We start from the raw sequence: 16,605 nt of genomic DNA, 5'->3' as shown, positions 1-16,605 counted from the left end.
AAATACTTGTTGGTTTGACGCCAGGAAATTTGTAATAAATCGATAACGTCGGTCATTTTATTGCAACAATGTTGAATTAACATTCTGGCAAACTGATTGGGATATTGGTTGCCAATCCTCCGTCAGATGTTTCTTTGTATTTGGCATTCATATCGAGGGCGGTTTCCCACATGGTATTTACCACTGCATCCAAACTTACTTTTGCCTTATCAGGATTGCTTTGTAGGGCTAGCTGACTGGCTGTAATGGCTTTAATGGCGCCCATGGTATTTCTTTCGATACAAGGGATCTGTACTAAACCGCCAATCGGATCGCAGGTTAAACCCAAATGGTGTTCCATGGCAATTTCTGCTGCCATTAAAACCTGTCTTTGAGAGCCGCCTAAACACTCGGTTAGCGCTGCTGCAGCCATGGCCGAGGAAACGCCAATTTCGGCCTGACATCCGCCCATGGCGGCTGATATGGTTGCTCCTTTTTTGAAAATACTGCCTATCTCTGAAGCACAGGCAATAAACTGAATGATTTTTTCTTCGCTGTAACCATCGCAAAAGGTAATAAAATATTGCAATACAGCTGGAATTACGCCTGCGGCACCATTGGTAGGGGCAGTTACCACACGACCAAAAGATGCATTTTCTTCATTAACAGCCAGCGCGAAGCAGCTTACCCAGTCTAAAGTATAATTAAAGCCGTTTCCACCTTTTCTAATGGCTTCTACCCAGCTATTATAATCTGAATACTCACTTTTATCAATTAATCGTTTGTTTAGCGGAAATGCCCTTCGCGCCACATTTAAACCGCCTGGTAAAAACCCTGTGGTATGACAGCCGCGATAAATACAATCGCGCATAACGGCAAAATGCTGCAGGATGCCTTTTTTGGTCTCTGCTTCAGTGCGCCAGGCCAGTTCGTTCTCCATTACGATTTCGCTCACCTTTAAACCTGTAGATAAACACCAGTGTAAAAGGTCTTTTGCTTTTTCTACAGGAAACGGAAGGTCTACCTGTGGTTTTTTACTGTTGTCTTCTCCTTCTTTAACTACAAAACCGCCACCAATAGAGTAATAGGTTTCTGAAAAAGCTCTTCCACCCTTTAAAAATGCCTGAAAAGTAACTGCATTTGGGTGAAAGGGCAAACTTTCGGCAAAAAGAAAAAGAAGGTCGTTATCGTAATCAAAATCAAGAATTAAATGATCAGCAAGATTTAATTTCTTATCTCTTTGGATGCTTTCGAAAGTTGGTGTAACGGCATCTACATCAAAAGTTACCGGATCAGCTCCTGTTAAACCGAGTAGAATAGCTACATCAGTTCCATGGCCTTTACCTGTTTTGGCAAGCGAACCATAAAGCAATATTTTTATGCCCTCAATTTCATTAATCAAATTGTTTTGGGCAAGTGAAGCTGTAAACTGTTGTGCGGCCCGCCATGGGCCTAAGGTATGTGAACTGGATGGGCCGATGCCTATTTTAAAAATATCGAAAACTGAAATCTGTTCCTTGATCATTATGAATATAGTTACACAAAGCTATGATTGTTTTATGATTTTGGATAAATTAATTTTGGCTGGAGATGAAAATATTTTACCTTAGAAATATTGGATATAAACGCTCAAAATGAACCTCAAAAACAACTATCGGGAAGTTAATCTAAACCACCATAGTACGACAGCTGGTCGGCTACGATTGTGATTAAAGAGAAAAAAGTGATACTGCAGCAACAGGAGAATGATCTGTTGACCACAGTTAAAAATCAAATTCAATAATCTCATCGTCTTTAAGCATGCGTTCCACAAATTTCTGATGATTTTTAGGTGTGCCTGTAGCAATCCAGTTTCCTGTGATAATATTATCTACCAATTGGTGTTTCCCTCGTTGGGGTTTGAGTTTACTTTCGCGAAAAACTTCTTCATAACTTTCTAAATCGCCGTGGGTATGTTGTTTTTTAACAATGCGGTAAAGCCTTTTGGTAAAACGACGATCGCCAATTTCTTCTAAAAAGGGAAAAATAATCAGCGCCAATAAAACCACAATGGTTACCCCTATAGCCTGTTCGTAATAACCGGAGCCTACGGCCATTCCAATTGCAGCAACAATCCAGATAATACAGGCAGTAGTGAGCCCTTTAACACGGTTTTCTTCCTTGAAGATTACCCCAGCGCCTAAAAACCCGATTCCCGTAACAATGTTCGAGGCAATGCGGTCTTGACTGGTTGGACCGATTTTGATGGAAAGGATGGTAAATAGAGTAGCACCCAAACCAATCATCATCATGGTTTTGAGTCCTGCAGATTTACTTCTGTACTCGCGTTCTGCTCCGATTATGCCACAAAGCAGGGTAGCCAATAGAAATTTATTAATTTCACTTTGTGTAATGAAATGGTTTTGGTCTATGATCTCGTTCATCGCCTTGAATTATCAAAGGCAAATTAATAAAAATCGTAACATCTTAGGCCATTTGCCCTGCCACCATTCGAACTATTTGGAAAATATTTTTCATAACCCACACCAATTTCGGATGTTCCGCCAGTGTTGCTGTAATTGATTTTAGAAGTTGTAGCATCATGACTGATGCCTAACCTGAATTTTTCGCCGTTCGTTCTGCGGTTAAAAATATCGAAGATTACAGAAAAAACAATCGCATCATTTCCATTCGAATTGCCATCATTGCGGTACCATATGCCTGCGTTTATGCCCGCATATTTATATTGCATGCCCACACTGAACGATTTTACGTTGCCCTGTTTGTAGGCAACAATAGATGGGATGAGGTAACTTCCATCGCGATCGTACTCATCTGGTACCAAGGTTAACTTGTAGCTTAAATTGCCTGAGATACGCATCGGCAATTTGGCTTGAAAACCTGATAAGGATTCATCCGGACGGTTAAGGTGATGCACTGCTAACCCCATCATGAATTTCCCCACCACCAGGTTGGCGCCTGCATTGGAATCGAAATAATACCGACTGTCTACACTTGGTCTTTCGGCGCCAGAAATACTACCGGGAATATACCCTGTATTGATATCGATCTGGTCGCCAAAAACAAGTTTATCCCAGTTTAGCTTTTGGTTGGTAATGCCTCCCTGCAAGCCAAATGACAAGGCAAAATCGTCTCCACCGATGATATAAGAATAGCTTAGGGCAATATTGTTCTTTACCAGGTAAGCAGTACCCTCGCTGCTGCGGTTAAAAATTAGACCAATGCCGCTGTTTAATCTCCGTAGATTGAGGTCACCAGAAGCACTCATGTACGAAAAATCACTTGCTAACCCCGTCCATTGGTTGCGGTATAAGGCATTAAACCTGATGTCGCCCTCAAACTGACCTGTTAAAGCCGGATTTAAATAAATCGGCGCATTGTAAAACTGCGAATAAATGTGGTCCTGCGCCAACGAAACCATCGGCAGCAACCAAAACACAAATAATATTATCCCTCTCCTCATCATCTTATTAAATATATTACACCCGTTTTCTTTGGAGGAGATGAATCGTAAGTCATCCCTTTCCAATCGCTGCCATTAATAAATTTTATATCTACTTTCCAGTAATAAACACCTTGCGGTTGTTCCTGTCCTTTATAAGTGCCGTCCCAGCCCTCTAGCGGGGCGCCATCATCCAATTTGGTCGTTTCCCAAAGTAACTGCCCCCATTTATTAAAAACTGACATTTGCCACTCTTTTATGCCGCGGCCTTTTGCTTTAAAGATTTTAATTTCGTTTTTCGCACTTGCGGGCATAAATGAATTGGGGATATTTAAGTAACCCGGTACACCAATAATCCGCACTGATTGGAAAGTAGTGGAAGAGCAGCCTTCTTTGTTCAGTACTTTCAGGGTTACATTATAAGTGCCTTCATTGGCATAGGTATGGTTTGGGTTTTGCAGGGTTGATCCCGATCCATCACCAAAAGTCCATTCCCAGCTTACGGCATCGGTACTGATATCCTTAAAGGCAAATGAATAATTGGGAATGGATACTTCATTGCCTGGAATAACGGTAAAAGTTGCTACGGGTAGGGCGACAACATGGATTAAATCGGCTATGGTAGTGCTGTTTGTACAGCCTAGTGCATTGGTTGCTGTTAAGGTAACGGTATAATTTTTCCCCGGGCCATTAAAAGTATGCGTAGGCTCTATAGCGTTGGATATTGGAGAACCATCTCCAAAATCCCAAACATAACCAATAGCACCTGTACTGGTGTTTTTAAACTTTACGGTAACACCCTCACAGCCACTTGTCTTATCTGATGTGAAACTCACAGAAGGTTGCAGCAAAACTTCAACAGTTTCGGTTGTTGAGGCATTAGAACAGTTGTTTGATGCGTATAAAGTAATGGTATATTTCCCGGGTTGGGTAAATGTATGCGATATAGTTTCGGGTGCAGTATGGGTAACCGTAGTGCTTCCATCGCCAAAATCGTAAACAAAAGTGCCGGCACCTTTGGTATTGTTAAAGAAATCGACTTTTAAAGGTGCACAACCTTTAAGTTGGTTGCTGTTTACGACCAATTCTGGCGTAATGTCATTAGGCGAAACGCGGATAGAATATTGAGATTCATTGCTTCCACATTCATTGGTTGCGGTCATTTTTACAACATAATCTCTCACGGCCAAAGTGGTATAGGTATGGCTTACGCTATTTTTATCGGTAACAGTTAAAGGTGCGGAACCATCACCAAAATCGTAGGTATAGCTGGTATAATTTCCAGGGGAAGTATTGCTAAAGGTAACAGGCAGAGGGGAGCAGCCTGTTGTTTTATCAGGAGAAAAAACAGAAACCGGTTTTGCTTTTACTAATACGGTTGAGGTTTGCGTGGTGGTGCCACAAGCGGTAGTTGCCTTTAAAGTAACGTTATAAGTAAGATCCTTTCCTGTTGGGTCTGGCTGGTAGGTAACCGCTGGCGGTTGAGCCAAATTTGAAGTAGCGCCGTTTCCGAAATCCCAGTTAAAGGTAGCTGCTGTTAGTGAATTGGAAGTATTGCTAAAAACAACGTTTAAAGGTCCGCAGTCAGATGTTGCATTTTGTGTATAGGCGGCGGTTACATTTTGTATTGTGCTAAAAGTATGACTGGTTTCATCGTTATTACAGCCAAGGCCGCTAGTTACGACCAATTTGATAATAACACTTTCGTTATCTGTTGCAATGGTATAGCCAGGAAAGGTAATTCCTGTACCAATCTGTACGCCATTAGCAAACCAGGTGTAAGTATTGTTGCGGTCTGTATAAGGCGTGGCCGATATATTGGTTGGCGTTAAAACAAAGGGTGAACAACCTTTATCTGTATTAAAGACTAATTCTGCCTTAGCATGTGGATTAACTGTTATCTTAATCTGGTTGCTTAAATTGTTGCTGCAAGCACCGCTAGCTACCAATCGACGGTAGTAAATGCTTACGGTTGGTGTTGGAGGTGTAAAGCTTAGACTGTTTGCACCCAATACATCGCTCCAGGCTGTTCCATTTAAGCTCGATTGCCATTGGTACACGTAAGTTCCGCTACCACCGCTCGGCGTAGTACCTATTAAAGCTGCTGCAGCCGTGCCGATACAAATGTTTTGATCGGCAGAAATGGTATTGTTGGTTAGGCCTAGTAAAACAGTAATCTGTAACGAATTACTAATTGAAGTACAGATGGTGCTGTTCACTAATCTTCTGAAATAGGTTGAAGCGCTTACAATTAGGCTTAAGTCTTTACTGATGGCCGAAGGTACATTGCTCCAGGTATTTCCGTCGGCGCTGCTCTGCCATTGGTAGGCAAATGTTCCCGTTCCGCCAGTAGGCGTATCGCCTGTAATAGCGATGCTTTGGCCTGCGCAAACTGGTGCTAATGATGCACTAATATTATTGGTAACAGGTGAGTAATAAGTAACCGTTACATCATCTACAGATGGAGGGCAGCCGTTAAAACCAGAAATGGTCCACCTGAAGGCATAAGTTTGCCCTGGTACCAAACCAGTAACCGTGGTGTTGTACAGTGTAGGGTCGGTTATGGTAATGCCGGTTTGTGCTGATATTAAAGTCCACGCACCGCTGTTAGGCGAAGGGTTGTTGCCATTTAAGGTAATGCCATTTCCACTGCATAAGTTTTGATCTGCGCCTGCATTTGCTGCAACGGTACCCGGATTTACTGTGATGGTAGTTGAGGCTGATATGGCTTCTGCACAGCTACCACTTTGTACTATTGCACGGTACTGTGTGCTTATGGTGAGGTTAGAAAACACATAGGGATTTGCTGTTGAGGTTAAGGTAGACCAGTTAACCCCGTTATCAATAGATCTTTCCCAGCGGATAATATTTCCAACCTGTCCTGTTAAATTGATGTTTCCGCTATTTGCACCCGCACATACGTTTACGTCGCCAGTGGTTGTGCCCCCAATACTGAGCGGGTTAATGGTAACCTGAACATCATCACTGGATGTAGAACAGTTGGTGTCACTTATTGTCCATCTAAAAGTATAAGTATTTCCGGCCTGTAAACCGCTAATTGTTGTATTGCCCTTTGTGTCATCTGCAAAAGTTACGGCTGTTGGTGCAGCAACGATTGTCCATTTGCCTGTGCCAACTGTTGGTGTATTTCCTTTTAGGGTATAAGTGCTGGCGTTGCAGATCGCTTCATCCGGGCCGGCATTTGGCAGTGTTGCGCTTGGCAAAACCGTAATGGTAATGCTGGCTGGTGTACCTGGGCAACCATTTGTAGATACAGGTGTAATGGTGTAGGTTACTGTACCTGCGGTGGTACCAGAATTGGTTAAAATATCGTTGATCTGTGTTCCTGCCGATGCTACTGCTCTATTGCTATTTCCGGTTATTGCTCCGGTTATCACACTGGTATAAGTATAGTTTACACCTGTTAGGTTTGTTGATAAGGTTATGGCCGATGAGGTGGCATTACAGATGGTCGCATTGGCTGCAGTTGGTGTTACAATAGGGTTAGGTTTAACAGTAACCACTAAATTAAATGGGGTTCCATCGCAGCCATCAAAATGGGGAGTGATGATATAAGTTACGCTTGCGTCGGCATTAAGATCAGTATTGGTTAGGATATCGTTAATGGGGCCGCTTCCGTTGGTGGTATAACCAGTTGCAGTTCCAGTCGCCGTCCAGGTATAAGTTACACCTGCTACTGCAGAAGTTGGGGTGTATGCAACGCTATTGCCTGTGCAGATGGTTTTAGCTGCTGCACTGATTAAACTGATATTGGGTTTTATTTTTAGAATAATATCGTCGTCAATCTGGTTGCAGGGGGCGGCGAGTGCGGTGGTAATCCTTAACCTCAAAGTAACCGTGCCCGCTGTTTTTTCGGCTGCGGTTGGCGTGTATGTTGCATTTAAATCGTTTCTGCTGGGTGTAAATGTTCCTAATCCGCCAATCCAGGTTTGCGTAGTGGTCGCGCCAGTTATAGTTCCGCTAAGTGTAAAACTGGGGTCGTTAAAACAGATATTTTGATCTGGCCCTGCACTAATCACTGGTGCTGTACTGAAGGTTAGAATTTGGGTATCGGTTGCGGTGCCGCAATTATTTTTGTGCACAACAGTTACGGTATAAGTGTCGTAACTATCGAATTTTATCGATGGATATTTAGAATTGGAGGTTGTGCCCCCAGTAAAGCTATAGGTGCCCGATCCGGCAGGGGTAACAGTCCAGGTATAACTATCGGGTAAATCTTTTGTGGTACCTGTAATTAATGTTCGGGTTGGCCCTGTTGTAGTATTGTTAAAATCGTAAGTAGCCAGGTTGCATAGGGTAATATCAGGCGATAGAGTAGCTACAGGCCCCACATTAACCACAACAGTTTGTGGGAGGCTGATAATTACGCCGCATGATGGCGTGCTGATGCTTAAAGTAATGGTATAGGTGCCAGGACTGGTAAAATTGAACTCCGGTTCTTTGCTTGCTGCATTTGTACCACCAACAAAGCCCACCGCTGGGCTAACTGACCATGAATAGTTATTGGCTGCATTGCAGGTATTATCTAAAACAGAAAGGTCTGTAGCTTTTAAAGTTGTTCCGGAGCAGATGGTCGTTGAGGGAAGACTAAAATCAGGCTTCGGCGGATCTTGGATACAGATTTTCATTTCTACCGGATCGGCATCGCACTCGCCTGTAATATTTTTAGATTCTAACCGGATAGTATACTCTCCATGAGTTGGAAACTTGTATACAAAATTGTATGATTTGGGCTTGTCAACCTCTTTAATCACACCATCAACATACCAGTTATAGGTTACATTATTTGGTGTACAGGCTGCTGTATTGGTGTTTGGGTTTTCGCCCAAAACAGATGTATTAACAAACGTGATGTTGGCATTGGTGCAGCCCGGCGTATTGAAAGCAAACGAATTTACCGGTTTTACCACCACTTTTGCCGAAGAGGAAACGGGTGTGCCCATTGTGGTACAGAAAGCATTCGATACATTAATGGATACATCAAAAGCATTGTAAATTGTGCCTGCACTTGAGGTAGAAACACTTCCGCAAGATGATCTGGTGTATGCATGGGTAACCTTACCGCCATTGGCAACAATCTCGCAAAGGGTATAGGTGGAGGTGGTTTGGTCGCCCCAGGTAATCGTATAAATATCTCCCGGAAAATTGTTTTGAATACCTGCGCTAGAACTTATATCTACGCTAAATGTTAGGGTGCCTAAAGGCAAACAAACTACTGTATTACCCGAATTGGCAAAAGCTGTTATGGCTTTATTATTGATCAGTAAATAGGCCTTGGTCGCCACAGTACCATCTGGCATCACGGCTTTAGTATAAATGGTATAATGTGTCTGTTGAGCGGTAAAAGGTTGTATTGCAGTAGGGAAATTGATTAAAGTTGGCCCCCCGCCATTTACTTCATCGGTTATGCTCGCGGTAACCGTACTGTTTGCTGTAGATGCATTAGTAAGGAAGAAAGAATTATTGGCCTTACTGGTGCAGGTACCAAAAGTTTCATCGTTTGTCGCATTTAATAATGTTGATGTTAATTTAGCCTCAACTGGTGGCCCCGCCTTTACTTCAAAAGCTGTTGATGGTGTGCTTGTGAATGCAGGAGCGGTTGATTTTATCCTAACCTGATAACCTGTACCAGGAGTAAGAGTTACAGGAAGTTTACCATTTATATAAGTACTATAGAAGCCTGTGTAACTGCCAATAAGTGTTTCGGCGCCAAAATTTCCATTCTGATCAGAAAGATACAACTGAAATTGGTTTCCTTGAGCCGCACAGCCTGCGCTAATATTAAAAGGAACCGCAATGGTACTACCTGGGGTAAAGGGGCCTGCATCGACTGTGCCTATGGTAATTTGGGCGAAAACATTTGACGTGAACAAAAATGCCCCAAAAAACAGGACAAAAGAAAGCCATTTCCTTTTACAACGAATCTTCATAAATCTCTAACACTAGGGAATGATTTTATTGCGTTCTGGAAGCGTTGTTGTTAAACTTGCTTTAATCCAATCTCAGAGATGAGCATTCGACCTAAGACGCGTCAATAAATATTCGTTGCAAAGAACGTAATTTTTGCATTACAGTAACAAAATTTTACACCAACATCAACTAAATGAATGGGTTATAGCTTTGGTAAAGCTTCGTTTTTGCTGTAATAAGGCATAAAAAAACCCCCAAGGCCTTATACCTTGAGGGTGTATTTTTACACGAAATAGTTTCGCTATAGAATGGTATTACATCATACCACCCATACCACCGCCGCCCATTGGAGGCATTGGAGCACCACCTTCTTCAGGTTCGTCTGCTAAAACAACTTCGGTAGTTAATAACATCGCTGCAATAGACGCTGCATTTTCTAACGCTACACGGCTTACTTTAGTTGGATCGATAACACCGGCACCAATTAAGTTTTCGTAAACATCAGTACGTGCATTATAACCGAAATCAGCTTTACCTTCTTTAACTTTTTGAACTACGATAGAACCTTCAATACCTGCGTTTTCGCAAATCTGACGTAATGGCTCTTCGATAGCACGACGGATGATCTGGATACCAGTGTTTTCATCTTCGTTAGCGCCTTTTAGGTTAGCTAAAGCTTCAACTGCACGGATAAAAGCAACACCACCACCAGCAACAATACCTTCTTCTACAGCCGCACGGGTTGCATGTAAAGCATCATCAACACGGTCTTTTTTCTCTTTCATTTCAACCTCACTGGCTGCACCTACGTAAAGAACGGCAACACCGCCAGCTAATTTAGCCAAACGCTCTTGTAATTTTTCTTTATCGTAATCAGATGTAGTCGTTTCGATCTGAGATTTAATTTGGCTAACACGCGATTTAATATCGTCTGAGTTACCAGCACCGTTAATTACCGTTGTATTGTCTTTATCAACAACAACTTTCTCAGCAGAACCTAAATAAGTTAAATCAGCATTTTCTAATTTGTAACCTCTTTCTTCTGATACCACAATACCACCGGTTAAGATCGCGATGTCTTCTAACATTGCTTTTCTTCTATCACCAAAACCTGGAGCTTTAACAGCAACAACTTTTAACGAACCACGGATTTTGTTAACGACCAATGTTGCTAAAGCTTCTCCATCTAAATCTTCAGAAATGATAACCAATGGTTTGCCAGTTTGAACAGTTTTTTCTAAAACCGGTAACAATTCTTTCATGTTACTGATTTTTTTGTCGTAGATTAAAATGTAAGGATTATCTAATTCAGCTTCCATTTTATCTGCATTGGTAACAAAGTATGGAGATAAATAACCCCTGTCAAATTGCATACCTTCAACCGTTTTAACTTCCGTTTCAGTACCTTTGGCTTCTTCAACGGTAATTACACCGTCTTTACCAACTTTACCCATTGCCTCAGCAATTAAAGCACCAATTACTTCATCGTTATTAGCTGAAATAGACGCAACTTGTTTAATTTTGTTGTTGTCTTCGCCTACAGTTTGTGATTGCGCTTTTAAGTTTTCTACAACAGCAGCAACCGCTTTGTCAATACCACGTTTTAAATCCATTGGGTTTGCACCAGCAGCAACGTTTTTAATACCTGTAGTAATAATTGCCTGAGCCAATACAGTTGCAGTAGTAGTACCATCACCAGCAATATCAGCTGTTTTTGAAGCTACTTCTTTAACCATTTGAGCACCCATGTTCTCAACGGCATCTTTCAATTCGATTTCTTTTGCAACTGTAACACCATCTTTGGTGATTGCTGGTGAACCGAATTTTTTATCGATAATTACGTTACGTCCTTTTGGACCTAAAGTTACTTTTACTGCATTTGCAAGAATATCAACACCTCTTTTCAGGGCATCACGAGCTTCTACGTTATATTTTACTTGTTTTGACATTATTTTTTAAATTTTGAATGATTGTATGAGAGAATGATTGAGTTTCTGCTTTTTCATTCTAACATTATTATTTTATTTGTTGATTTATGCTGAATTCACTCATTTGAGGTATTCAGTCATTCAATCCTAAATTATTACCCAACAACAGCGTAAATATCTGTTTCGCGCATAATTAAGTAATCTTTACCTTCGTAAGGAAATTCGGTACCACCGTATTTACCATAAATTACAACATCGCCAACTTTTACACTCGCTTTTTTACCTTCAGCATCTTCTTCAGAAACAGAAACTACAGTTCCTTTAGATGGTTTTTCTTTTGCAGTATCAGGGATATACAAACCTGATGCAGTTTTCTCTTCTGCCGCAGCCGGTTCAACTATTACTCTGTTCGAACTGCCAGCAATTGGTTTAAGGTTTAACGCCATAACTTTTATTATTTTTTATTTTGATTTGAGTTTTTAACTAAGCTTACAATTAACACTTTTTATGCCAAGAGGTTTAGCGGGACAAATTTTCACCAAACTGTCAAACTTTTTACGCTAATTGAGAATGTAGGTGTCAGCATGGCAGTAAGTTTTGATTTTTTTAGCCAGATTTATTCAGAGTTGACCACTGACTAACCTGTATACTATTAGAGATGTCAACTCTTGTTCGCTAAATTGGAACTTTCTCCGTTAAATATTTCCAATACCTTTTAGGTACATGCTGCAAATGTAGTTTGGTGTTTTTCCGCGCTACAATGTTGGCACTTTTAAAATAATCTTTCCAAAGGGTAGCGTACAATCCCTCACGCTCGTCCATTAAAACTGGTGCAAGATTTTGCTTATCTGCACCGTTGCTAAAGCTGATCGTAATTTCTTCAACGCTTGTTAAATTATAATGTAGGCCATATTTGCGCTTTAAATCGTAGATTACCCAAGACTGATCGGCATAACGGTTTTTAAAATGATTGGATATTAAAGGCAATACATTAAAATCAGGATCTATATTGGCATAAAATAGCCCATCACCAGTTTTTTGAAAACGGATAAATGCTTCCATTCTGTGTTTTTCCCTTTCTACGCTTTTGGCATATTTAGCCAGTGCAATTACATGCGGATTGCCATAATTACTCTCTGCACCAACTTGATTTTGAAAAATGTATACGGTAAACTGAAAGAGGTGGTTGTAAGCCTCGGGTATTTCTGATAAGTAGGCGCAGTAGTATTTGCGTTGCCAATCCTTTTTGAGATTCTTTTGCAGCCCTGCCCAAACCCGATCTGCTTTTTCTGCACTGGTGCTAACTGTAAAACTTTCTGCAAAAGCTTCGGGTTGAAAAATTGAAATAGATTTTAGCACAACTTTTCCTGGCTTACGTTCAAACCATTCGAAAACAGCGGTTAATAAACCTTGAAAAGTGCCATCGAAAATGTAGGTCATTGGGTTTTATTTTAGTCCGTCATTCCCGCGAAGGCGGGAATCTTAATGCCGTAGCTTTGAGATTCCCAATCAAGTTGGGAATGACGATCGTAGGGTTTTAAAACAAAATCATCTGGTTGCTATCTGTTTTTAAACATTTGCTCTGGCTTTCGGCCAAAATAAAAGCTTTAATCTGTGTGCCTTGATAATCTTTCAGCTGATAAGGGCTATCCAGGCAAACAATAAAGTGTTTGGCCCGGTTATAAGCTACGCCGATTTTTTTCAACTGGTCAATCCTGAGTTTTCCGAACTTTCTGGCCTGCACAATTTTTTGGGCCGACATTACGCCGATACCCGGTATCCGGAGAATCATTTTATAATCTGCCGTATTAATATCCACAGGGAAATGCTGCATATTTCTAATCGCCCAGCTCAATTTTGGATCGATATCAATATCAAGGTTCGGGTTGGCATCGTTTAAAATTTCCTGCACTTTAAAGCCATAAAAGCGCATTAACCAATCGGTTTGATACAGCCTGTTTTCTCTCAGCAATGGCGGCTGTGTACCAAGTACAGGCATCCTAGTGTCGTTGCTAATGGGTACATAACCCGAATAATAAACTCTTTTCAGAGAAAAGTTTTTGTAAAAGGTATTCGCGGTGTACATAATATCTTTGTCGCTTTCTGGTGTGGCGCCAATAACCATTTGTGTGCTTTGTCCCGCAGGTACAAACGTTGGCACATGTTTGATCAGTTTTTTATCGGCCGTAAACTGGCTGATTTGCTGTTGCACAAAAGCCAAAGGTTTAATTACTTCCCCGTGGTTTTTCTCGGGAGCCAAAAGTTTCAAGCCGGCTTCAGTTGGCATTTCTAAATTAATACTCATCCGATCAGCATATAAGCCAGCTTCCTTAATCAGTTCATCGCTGGCACCCGGAATGGTTTTTAAATGGATATAGCCGTTGTAGTTCTGTTCCAAACGGAGTTTTTTAACCACTAGCAACAGCCGTTCCATGGTAAAATCGGCATTTTTGAAAATTCCTGAGCTTAAGAACAGGCCTTCAATATAGTTGCGGCGGTAAAAATTCATGGTCAGTTCTACCACTTCATCTACGGTAAAGGCCGCACGTTTTACATCGTTGCTTTTCCGCGAAACGCAGAATAAACAATCGTAGATACAATGGTTGGTTAGGAGGATTTTTAAAAGCGAAACACATCGGCCATCTTCAGTGTATGTATGGCAAATGCCGGATGTATGACTATCGCCAAGGCCTTTATTGGTATTTTTTCTCGTGCCGCCGCTTGATGAACAAGAAACATCATATTTAGCGGCGTCAGCAAGAATATTTAATTTTTCACGGATTCGGTCGAACATAGGGATATATTTGCTAACAAAGATAGTTTAATAACTAAAAATATTAGCAAATAGATTTGTCTAACCTATTCTATTTTGGAATAATAATGTTAATTAAAAACTGTTCGAAGGGTTAAGCTTTCTGCTAATTGGGAGTTGATGAGCAATATTATAACTTTCCTGATAGTATTGCAGTTCTGAAAAGAAGCGGTCGGCCTCTATTTCGTGGTTTTTAAGCGGACTAAAGTTGGCCACGAAATCGGGGTCTTTAAATTCAATTTGATAAAAGTAACCTCCATTGTGGTTATCGAACATTTCGGTTACGCTGGTTACATTTTCCCATCCAGAAAAAAACTCGGTTCTCCGATATAAGAAAGAAGTACTTTTTAATTTAAAACTTATACCTTTTTCACTGATTAAAATTTTACTATGTACAAAAATCTGTGTTTTGGTAATCCATAATAAAAGAAGTGCCATTAAAATAATCGATAGCGAAACAAATATCAACGTGGATGTTTCGGAAAGCGACGAAGGTAAACTAAAAAGAGAATACAGCATTAAAGAAATGAAAAACACAGGAATGCCAACCATCGCGATTAACAAAACACTATTTTTATGGTATTTTAGTTTATAAGGATGCATGAGGATTAATTTTTGTAAAGTTAAGCCCAAATGCATGGTTTCGGAATACTTACTATTAGGTATTTTTATGGCTTATTGCTGATTATTTACCATCCCACTCTTTATAAAAGTGCTCCAGGTATAGAAGCATAAAATTGTGTCTTTCTATGGCTATTGCTTTCCCTGCTTCAGTATTCATCATGTCTTTCAACAACAGCAGTTTTTCGTAAAAATGGTTAATGGTAGGCGCAGTGGTATTTTTATAACTTTCTTTAGTGAGGTGTTCTTCGGGTAAAATAGCCGGATCGTAAAGTACCCTGTTTTTGAATCCGCCATAGGTAAATGCTCTTGCAATACCAATGGCTCCTATGGCGTCTAAACGATCTGCATCCTGTACAATTTGCATTTCTTTTGAGGTGAAACCTGTGCCATCAAAACTATTTTTGAACGACATGTTCTGGATAATCAGTTTAACATGGGCAATAACCTCAGCATCAACAGCTATCGATGCTAAGAATGAAGCAGCCATGTTCGGTCCCAGTTCTTCATCACCATTATTAAATTTAGGATCAGCAATATCATGCAACAATGCGGCAAAGGCGACTACAAGTTCGTCGCCATTTTCTTGTTGATTAATGGTTTGAGCGGTTTTAAAAACACGCTCAATATGAAACCAATCGTGCCCTGCCTCGGCATTGGCTAGTGTTTTCTGAACAAAATCGATAGTTTTTTGAATGGTAGCCTGCATCGTTCTAAATTTGTTCCAAAGGTATTGGAATTATTTGCAGGGTAAAAGAAATGATATCAACAGCGCATGGATATTAACTCGCGGCTGCTGTCCGGTTCTCATCATCAGCAATAATTTTAATTAAATCATTGTGGTTAAGGGTTAATAAATGAGATACTTCAACCTCCAAAATTGCTGCAATTTGGAACAAACGATCGATCGTTAATTTACTATAACCGAGCTCAATTTTGCTATAGGCATTTTGAGATATTTTCAATTTCGCTGCCAGATAATCTTGAGTATAGTCTCTGTATTCTCTAATTTTTCTAATATTGCCGGCAACATTCTTTGTTTTTAAAGCCAATACATCTTCCATAAAAAAGGGATAAATTTTTTTAATGTTTTTTCATTATGTACGAAACTTTCACCGCAACAGATTTTAAATTATAAATTTTAGTACTATTGGGAATTACGCGAAACGGATTAATGAACTAATTGTTACAACAAAAAAATAACCTAAATGTTTAAGGGTTCTGTTTTTGATTGATAATCAGGTTTTTGTATTGATTGTTGTGCTTTAGGTGGAAGGAGCGATATGATACATTTAGAATATTATTGCGTGATGCAGCTCAAATCAACAAGAGAAAAGGTGGGAGGTAAGAAAACGCAGAAAAATTAATTATTAAGGCTTAATATAGCCCCCAGTCATCTTCAAATTCGTCTTTTTCGAAATATTTAACCCATTCGATGAAGAGTAGACGAAATTTTTCAATTTCGTCTAAAACAATGTCTTTATATTCTGGAGTGCAGATTTCGAACATATCTGCTGCTCTCACCTGGGTTTCTAATTCACGGCAATTGGTTCGGATAATAGAGGCGTTTTCCATTCTTAAAATATACATATCTGCACCTTCTGCCCCAACAATTTTAGGGCATAACATGAGGGCATTCTGCATAATTAAGTTAGCGGTCATTTCGGCCATCTCTCCTTCCAGTGTTTCGCAGAACAGGGCGGCATATTTATATACGGCTCTTGCCTGGTTGTAAAGGCTTTTAGCCCTGGTCACTTTTAGTCTGACCTTTTCTGCATCAACACTTGATAGATTTTCTTCATCCTCATCATCTCGGCCAAATCGGCTAAAATGCTCCCATTCGGGCATATGGTCCATGTCATCAAATTCCATATTCTTCAAAATTTTCTACG

12 protein-coding genes are annotated in these 16,605 nt (G+C 40.4%); all 12 read right to left on the bottom strand.

What is annotated here, in order from left to right; translation table 11 throughout:
* Nucleotides 1-76: 76 nt before the first annotated feature.
* The 12 genes from LQ201_RS12480 to LQ201_RS12425 all read right to left on the bottom strand — a co-directional run bounded on the left by LQ201_RS12480 (nt 77) and on the right by LQ201_RS12425 (nt 16,585).
* Entirely contained in the window at nt 77-1,504 is a 1,428-nt protein-coding gene (locus LQ201_RS12480; protein ID WP_230142804.1) for an L-serine ammonia-lyase, read from the bottom strand.
* A 238-nt stretch (nt 1,505-1,742) separates the two neighbouring features.
* Entirely contained in the window at nt 1,743-2,402 is a 660-nt protein-coding gene (locus tag LQ201_RS12475) for an MgtC/SapB family protein (RefSeq protein ID WP_215124704.1), read from the bottom strand.
* A gap of 23 nt (nt 2,403-2,425) precedes the next feature.
* On the bottom strand, nt 2,426-3,445 hold the full coding sequence (locus LQ201_RS12470; protein WP_230142802.1) for a PorP/SprF family type IX secretion system membrane protein: 1,020 nt from the start codon (nt 3,443-3,445) through the stop codon (nt 2,426-2,428).
* Nucleotides 3,442-9,315, bottom strand: a complete 5,874-nt coding sequence (locus tag LQ201_RS12465) for a PKD domain-containing protein (RefSeq protein WP_230146642.1) — start codon at nt 9,313-9,315, stop codon at nt 3,442-3,444. The genes LQ201_RS12470 and LQ201_RS12465 overlap by 4 nt, the downstream gene beginning before the upstream one ends.
* A gap of 351 nt (nt 9,316-9,666) precedes the next feature.
* Nucleotides 9,667-11,304 carry a chaperonin GroEL gene (gene groL / locus LQ201_RS12460; protein WP_230143449.1) on the bottom strand — a complete coding sequence of 546 codons (1,638 nt, stop codon included), beginning with the start codon at nt 11,302-11,304 and terminating at the stop codon, nt 9,667-9,669.
* Between the two features lie 131 nt (nt 11,305-11,435).
* Complete coding sequence (groES, locus tag LQ201_RS12455) at nt 11,436-11,726, bottom strand: co-chaperone GroES (RefSeq protein WP_010599229.1); 291 nt, start codon at nt 11,724-11,726, stop codon at nt 11,436-11,438.
* 229 nt (nt 11,727-11,955) lie between these two features.
* Entirely contained in the window at nt 11,956-12,720 is a 765-nt protein-coding gene (locus LQ201_RS12450; protein WP_230142800.1) for a TIGR03915 family putative DNA repair protein, read from the bottom strand.
* 97 nt (nt 12,721-12,817) lie between these two features.
* Nucleotides 12,818-14,074 carry a putative DNA modification/repair radical SAM protein gene (locus LQ201_RS12445; RefSeq protein WP_230142799.1) on the bottom strand — a complete coding sequence of 419 codons (1,257 nt, stop codon included), beginning with the start codon at nt 14,072-14,074 and terminating at the stop codon, nt 12,818-12,820.
* A 93-nt stretch (nt 14,075-14,167) separates the two neighbouring features.
* A complete protein-coding gene (locus tag LQ201_RS12440) occupies nt 14,168-14,695 on the bottom strand; it encodes a hypothetical protein (RefSeq protein ID WP_230142798.1) in 528 nt (175 codons plus the stop codon).
* 82 nt (nt 14,696-14,777) lie between these two features.
* The gene (locus tag LQ201_RS12435; protein WP_215124698.1) at nt 14,778-15,422 is read right to left on the bottom strand and encodes an HD domain-containing protein; all 645 of its coding nucleotides are present in this window, start codon (nt 15,420-15,422) and stop codon (nt 14,778-14,780) included.
* A gap of 73 nt (nt 15,423-15,495) precedes the next feature.
* A complete protein-coding gene (locus LQ201_RS12430; RefSeq protein ID WP_029274217.1) occupies nt 15,496-15,777 on the bottom strand; it encodes a helix-turn-helix domain-containing protein in 282 nt (93 codons plus the stop codon).
* Between the two features lie 313 nt (nt 15,778-16,090).
* Nucleotides 16,091-16,585, bottom strand: a complete 495-nt coding sequence (locus tag LQ201_RS12425) for a hypothetical protein (RefSeq protein ID WP_057933225.1) — start codon at nt 16,583-16,585, stop codon at nt 16,091-16,093.
* Nucleotides 16,586-16,605: the final 20 nt, after the last annotated feature.

Source organism: Pedobacter sp. Bi126, assembly GCF_918698245.1.
Lineage (GTDB): Bacteria > Bacteroidota > Bacteroidia > Sphingobacteriales > Sphingobacteriaceae > Pedobacter.
Note: the sequence above shows the minus strand (reverse complement) of the source record. Positions and strands in the feature narration are given on the sequence as shown.

Excerpts from the sequence above, each read along its gene's own strand:
- LQ201_RS12480 (WP_230142804.1), bottom strand. The coding sequence starts at position 1,504 with ATGATCAAGGAACAGATTTCAGTTTTCGATATTTTTAAAATAGGCATC.
- LQ201_RS12475 (WP_215124704.1), bottom strand. The coding sequence starts at position 2,402 with ATGAACGAGATCATAGACCAAAACCATTTCATTACACAAAGTGAAATT.
- LQ201_RS12470 (WP_230142802.1), bottom strand. The coding sequence starts at position 3,445 with ATGATGAGGAGAGGGATAATATTATTTGTGTTTTGGTTGCTGCCGATG.
- groES (WP_010599229.1), bottom strand. The coding sequence starts at position 11,726 with ATGGCGTTAAACCTTAAACCAATTGCTGGCAGTTCGAACAGAGTAATA.
- LQ201_RS12450 (WP_230142800.1), bottom strand. The coding sequence starts at position 12,720 with ATGACCTACATTTTCGATGGCACTTTTCAAGGTTTATTAACCGCTGTT.
- LQ201_RS12445 (WP_230142799.1), bottom strand. The coding sequence starts at position 14,074 with ATGTTCGACCGAATCCGTGAAAAATTAAATATTCTTGCTGACGCCGCT.
- LQ201_RS12440 (WP_230142798.1), bottom strand. The coding sequence starts at position 14,695 with ATGCATCCTTATAAACTAAAATACCATAAAAATAGTGTTTTGTTAATC.
- LQ201_RS12435 (WP_215124698.1), bottom strand. The coding sequence starts at position 15,422 with ATGCAGGCTACCATTCAAAAAACTATCGATTTTGTTCAGAAAACACTA.
- LQ201_RS12430 (WP_029274217.1), bottom strand. The coding sequence starts at position 15,777 with ATGGAAGATGTATTGGCTTTAAAAACAAAGAATGTTGCCGGCAATATT.
- LQ201_RS12425 (WP_057933225.1), bottom strand. The coding sequence starts at position 16,585 with ATGGAATTTGATGACATGGACCATATGCCCGAATGGGAGCATTTTAGC.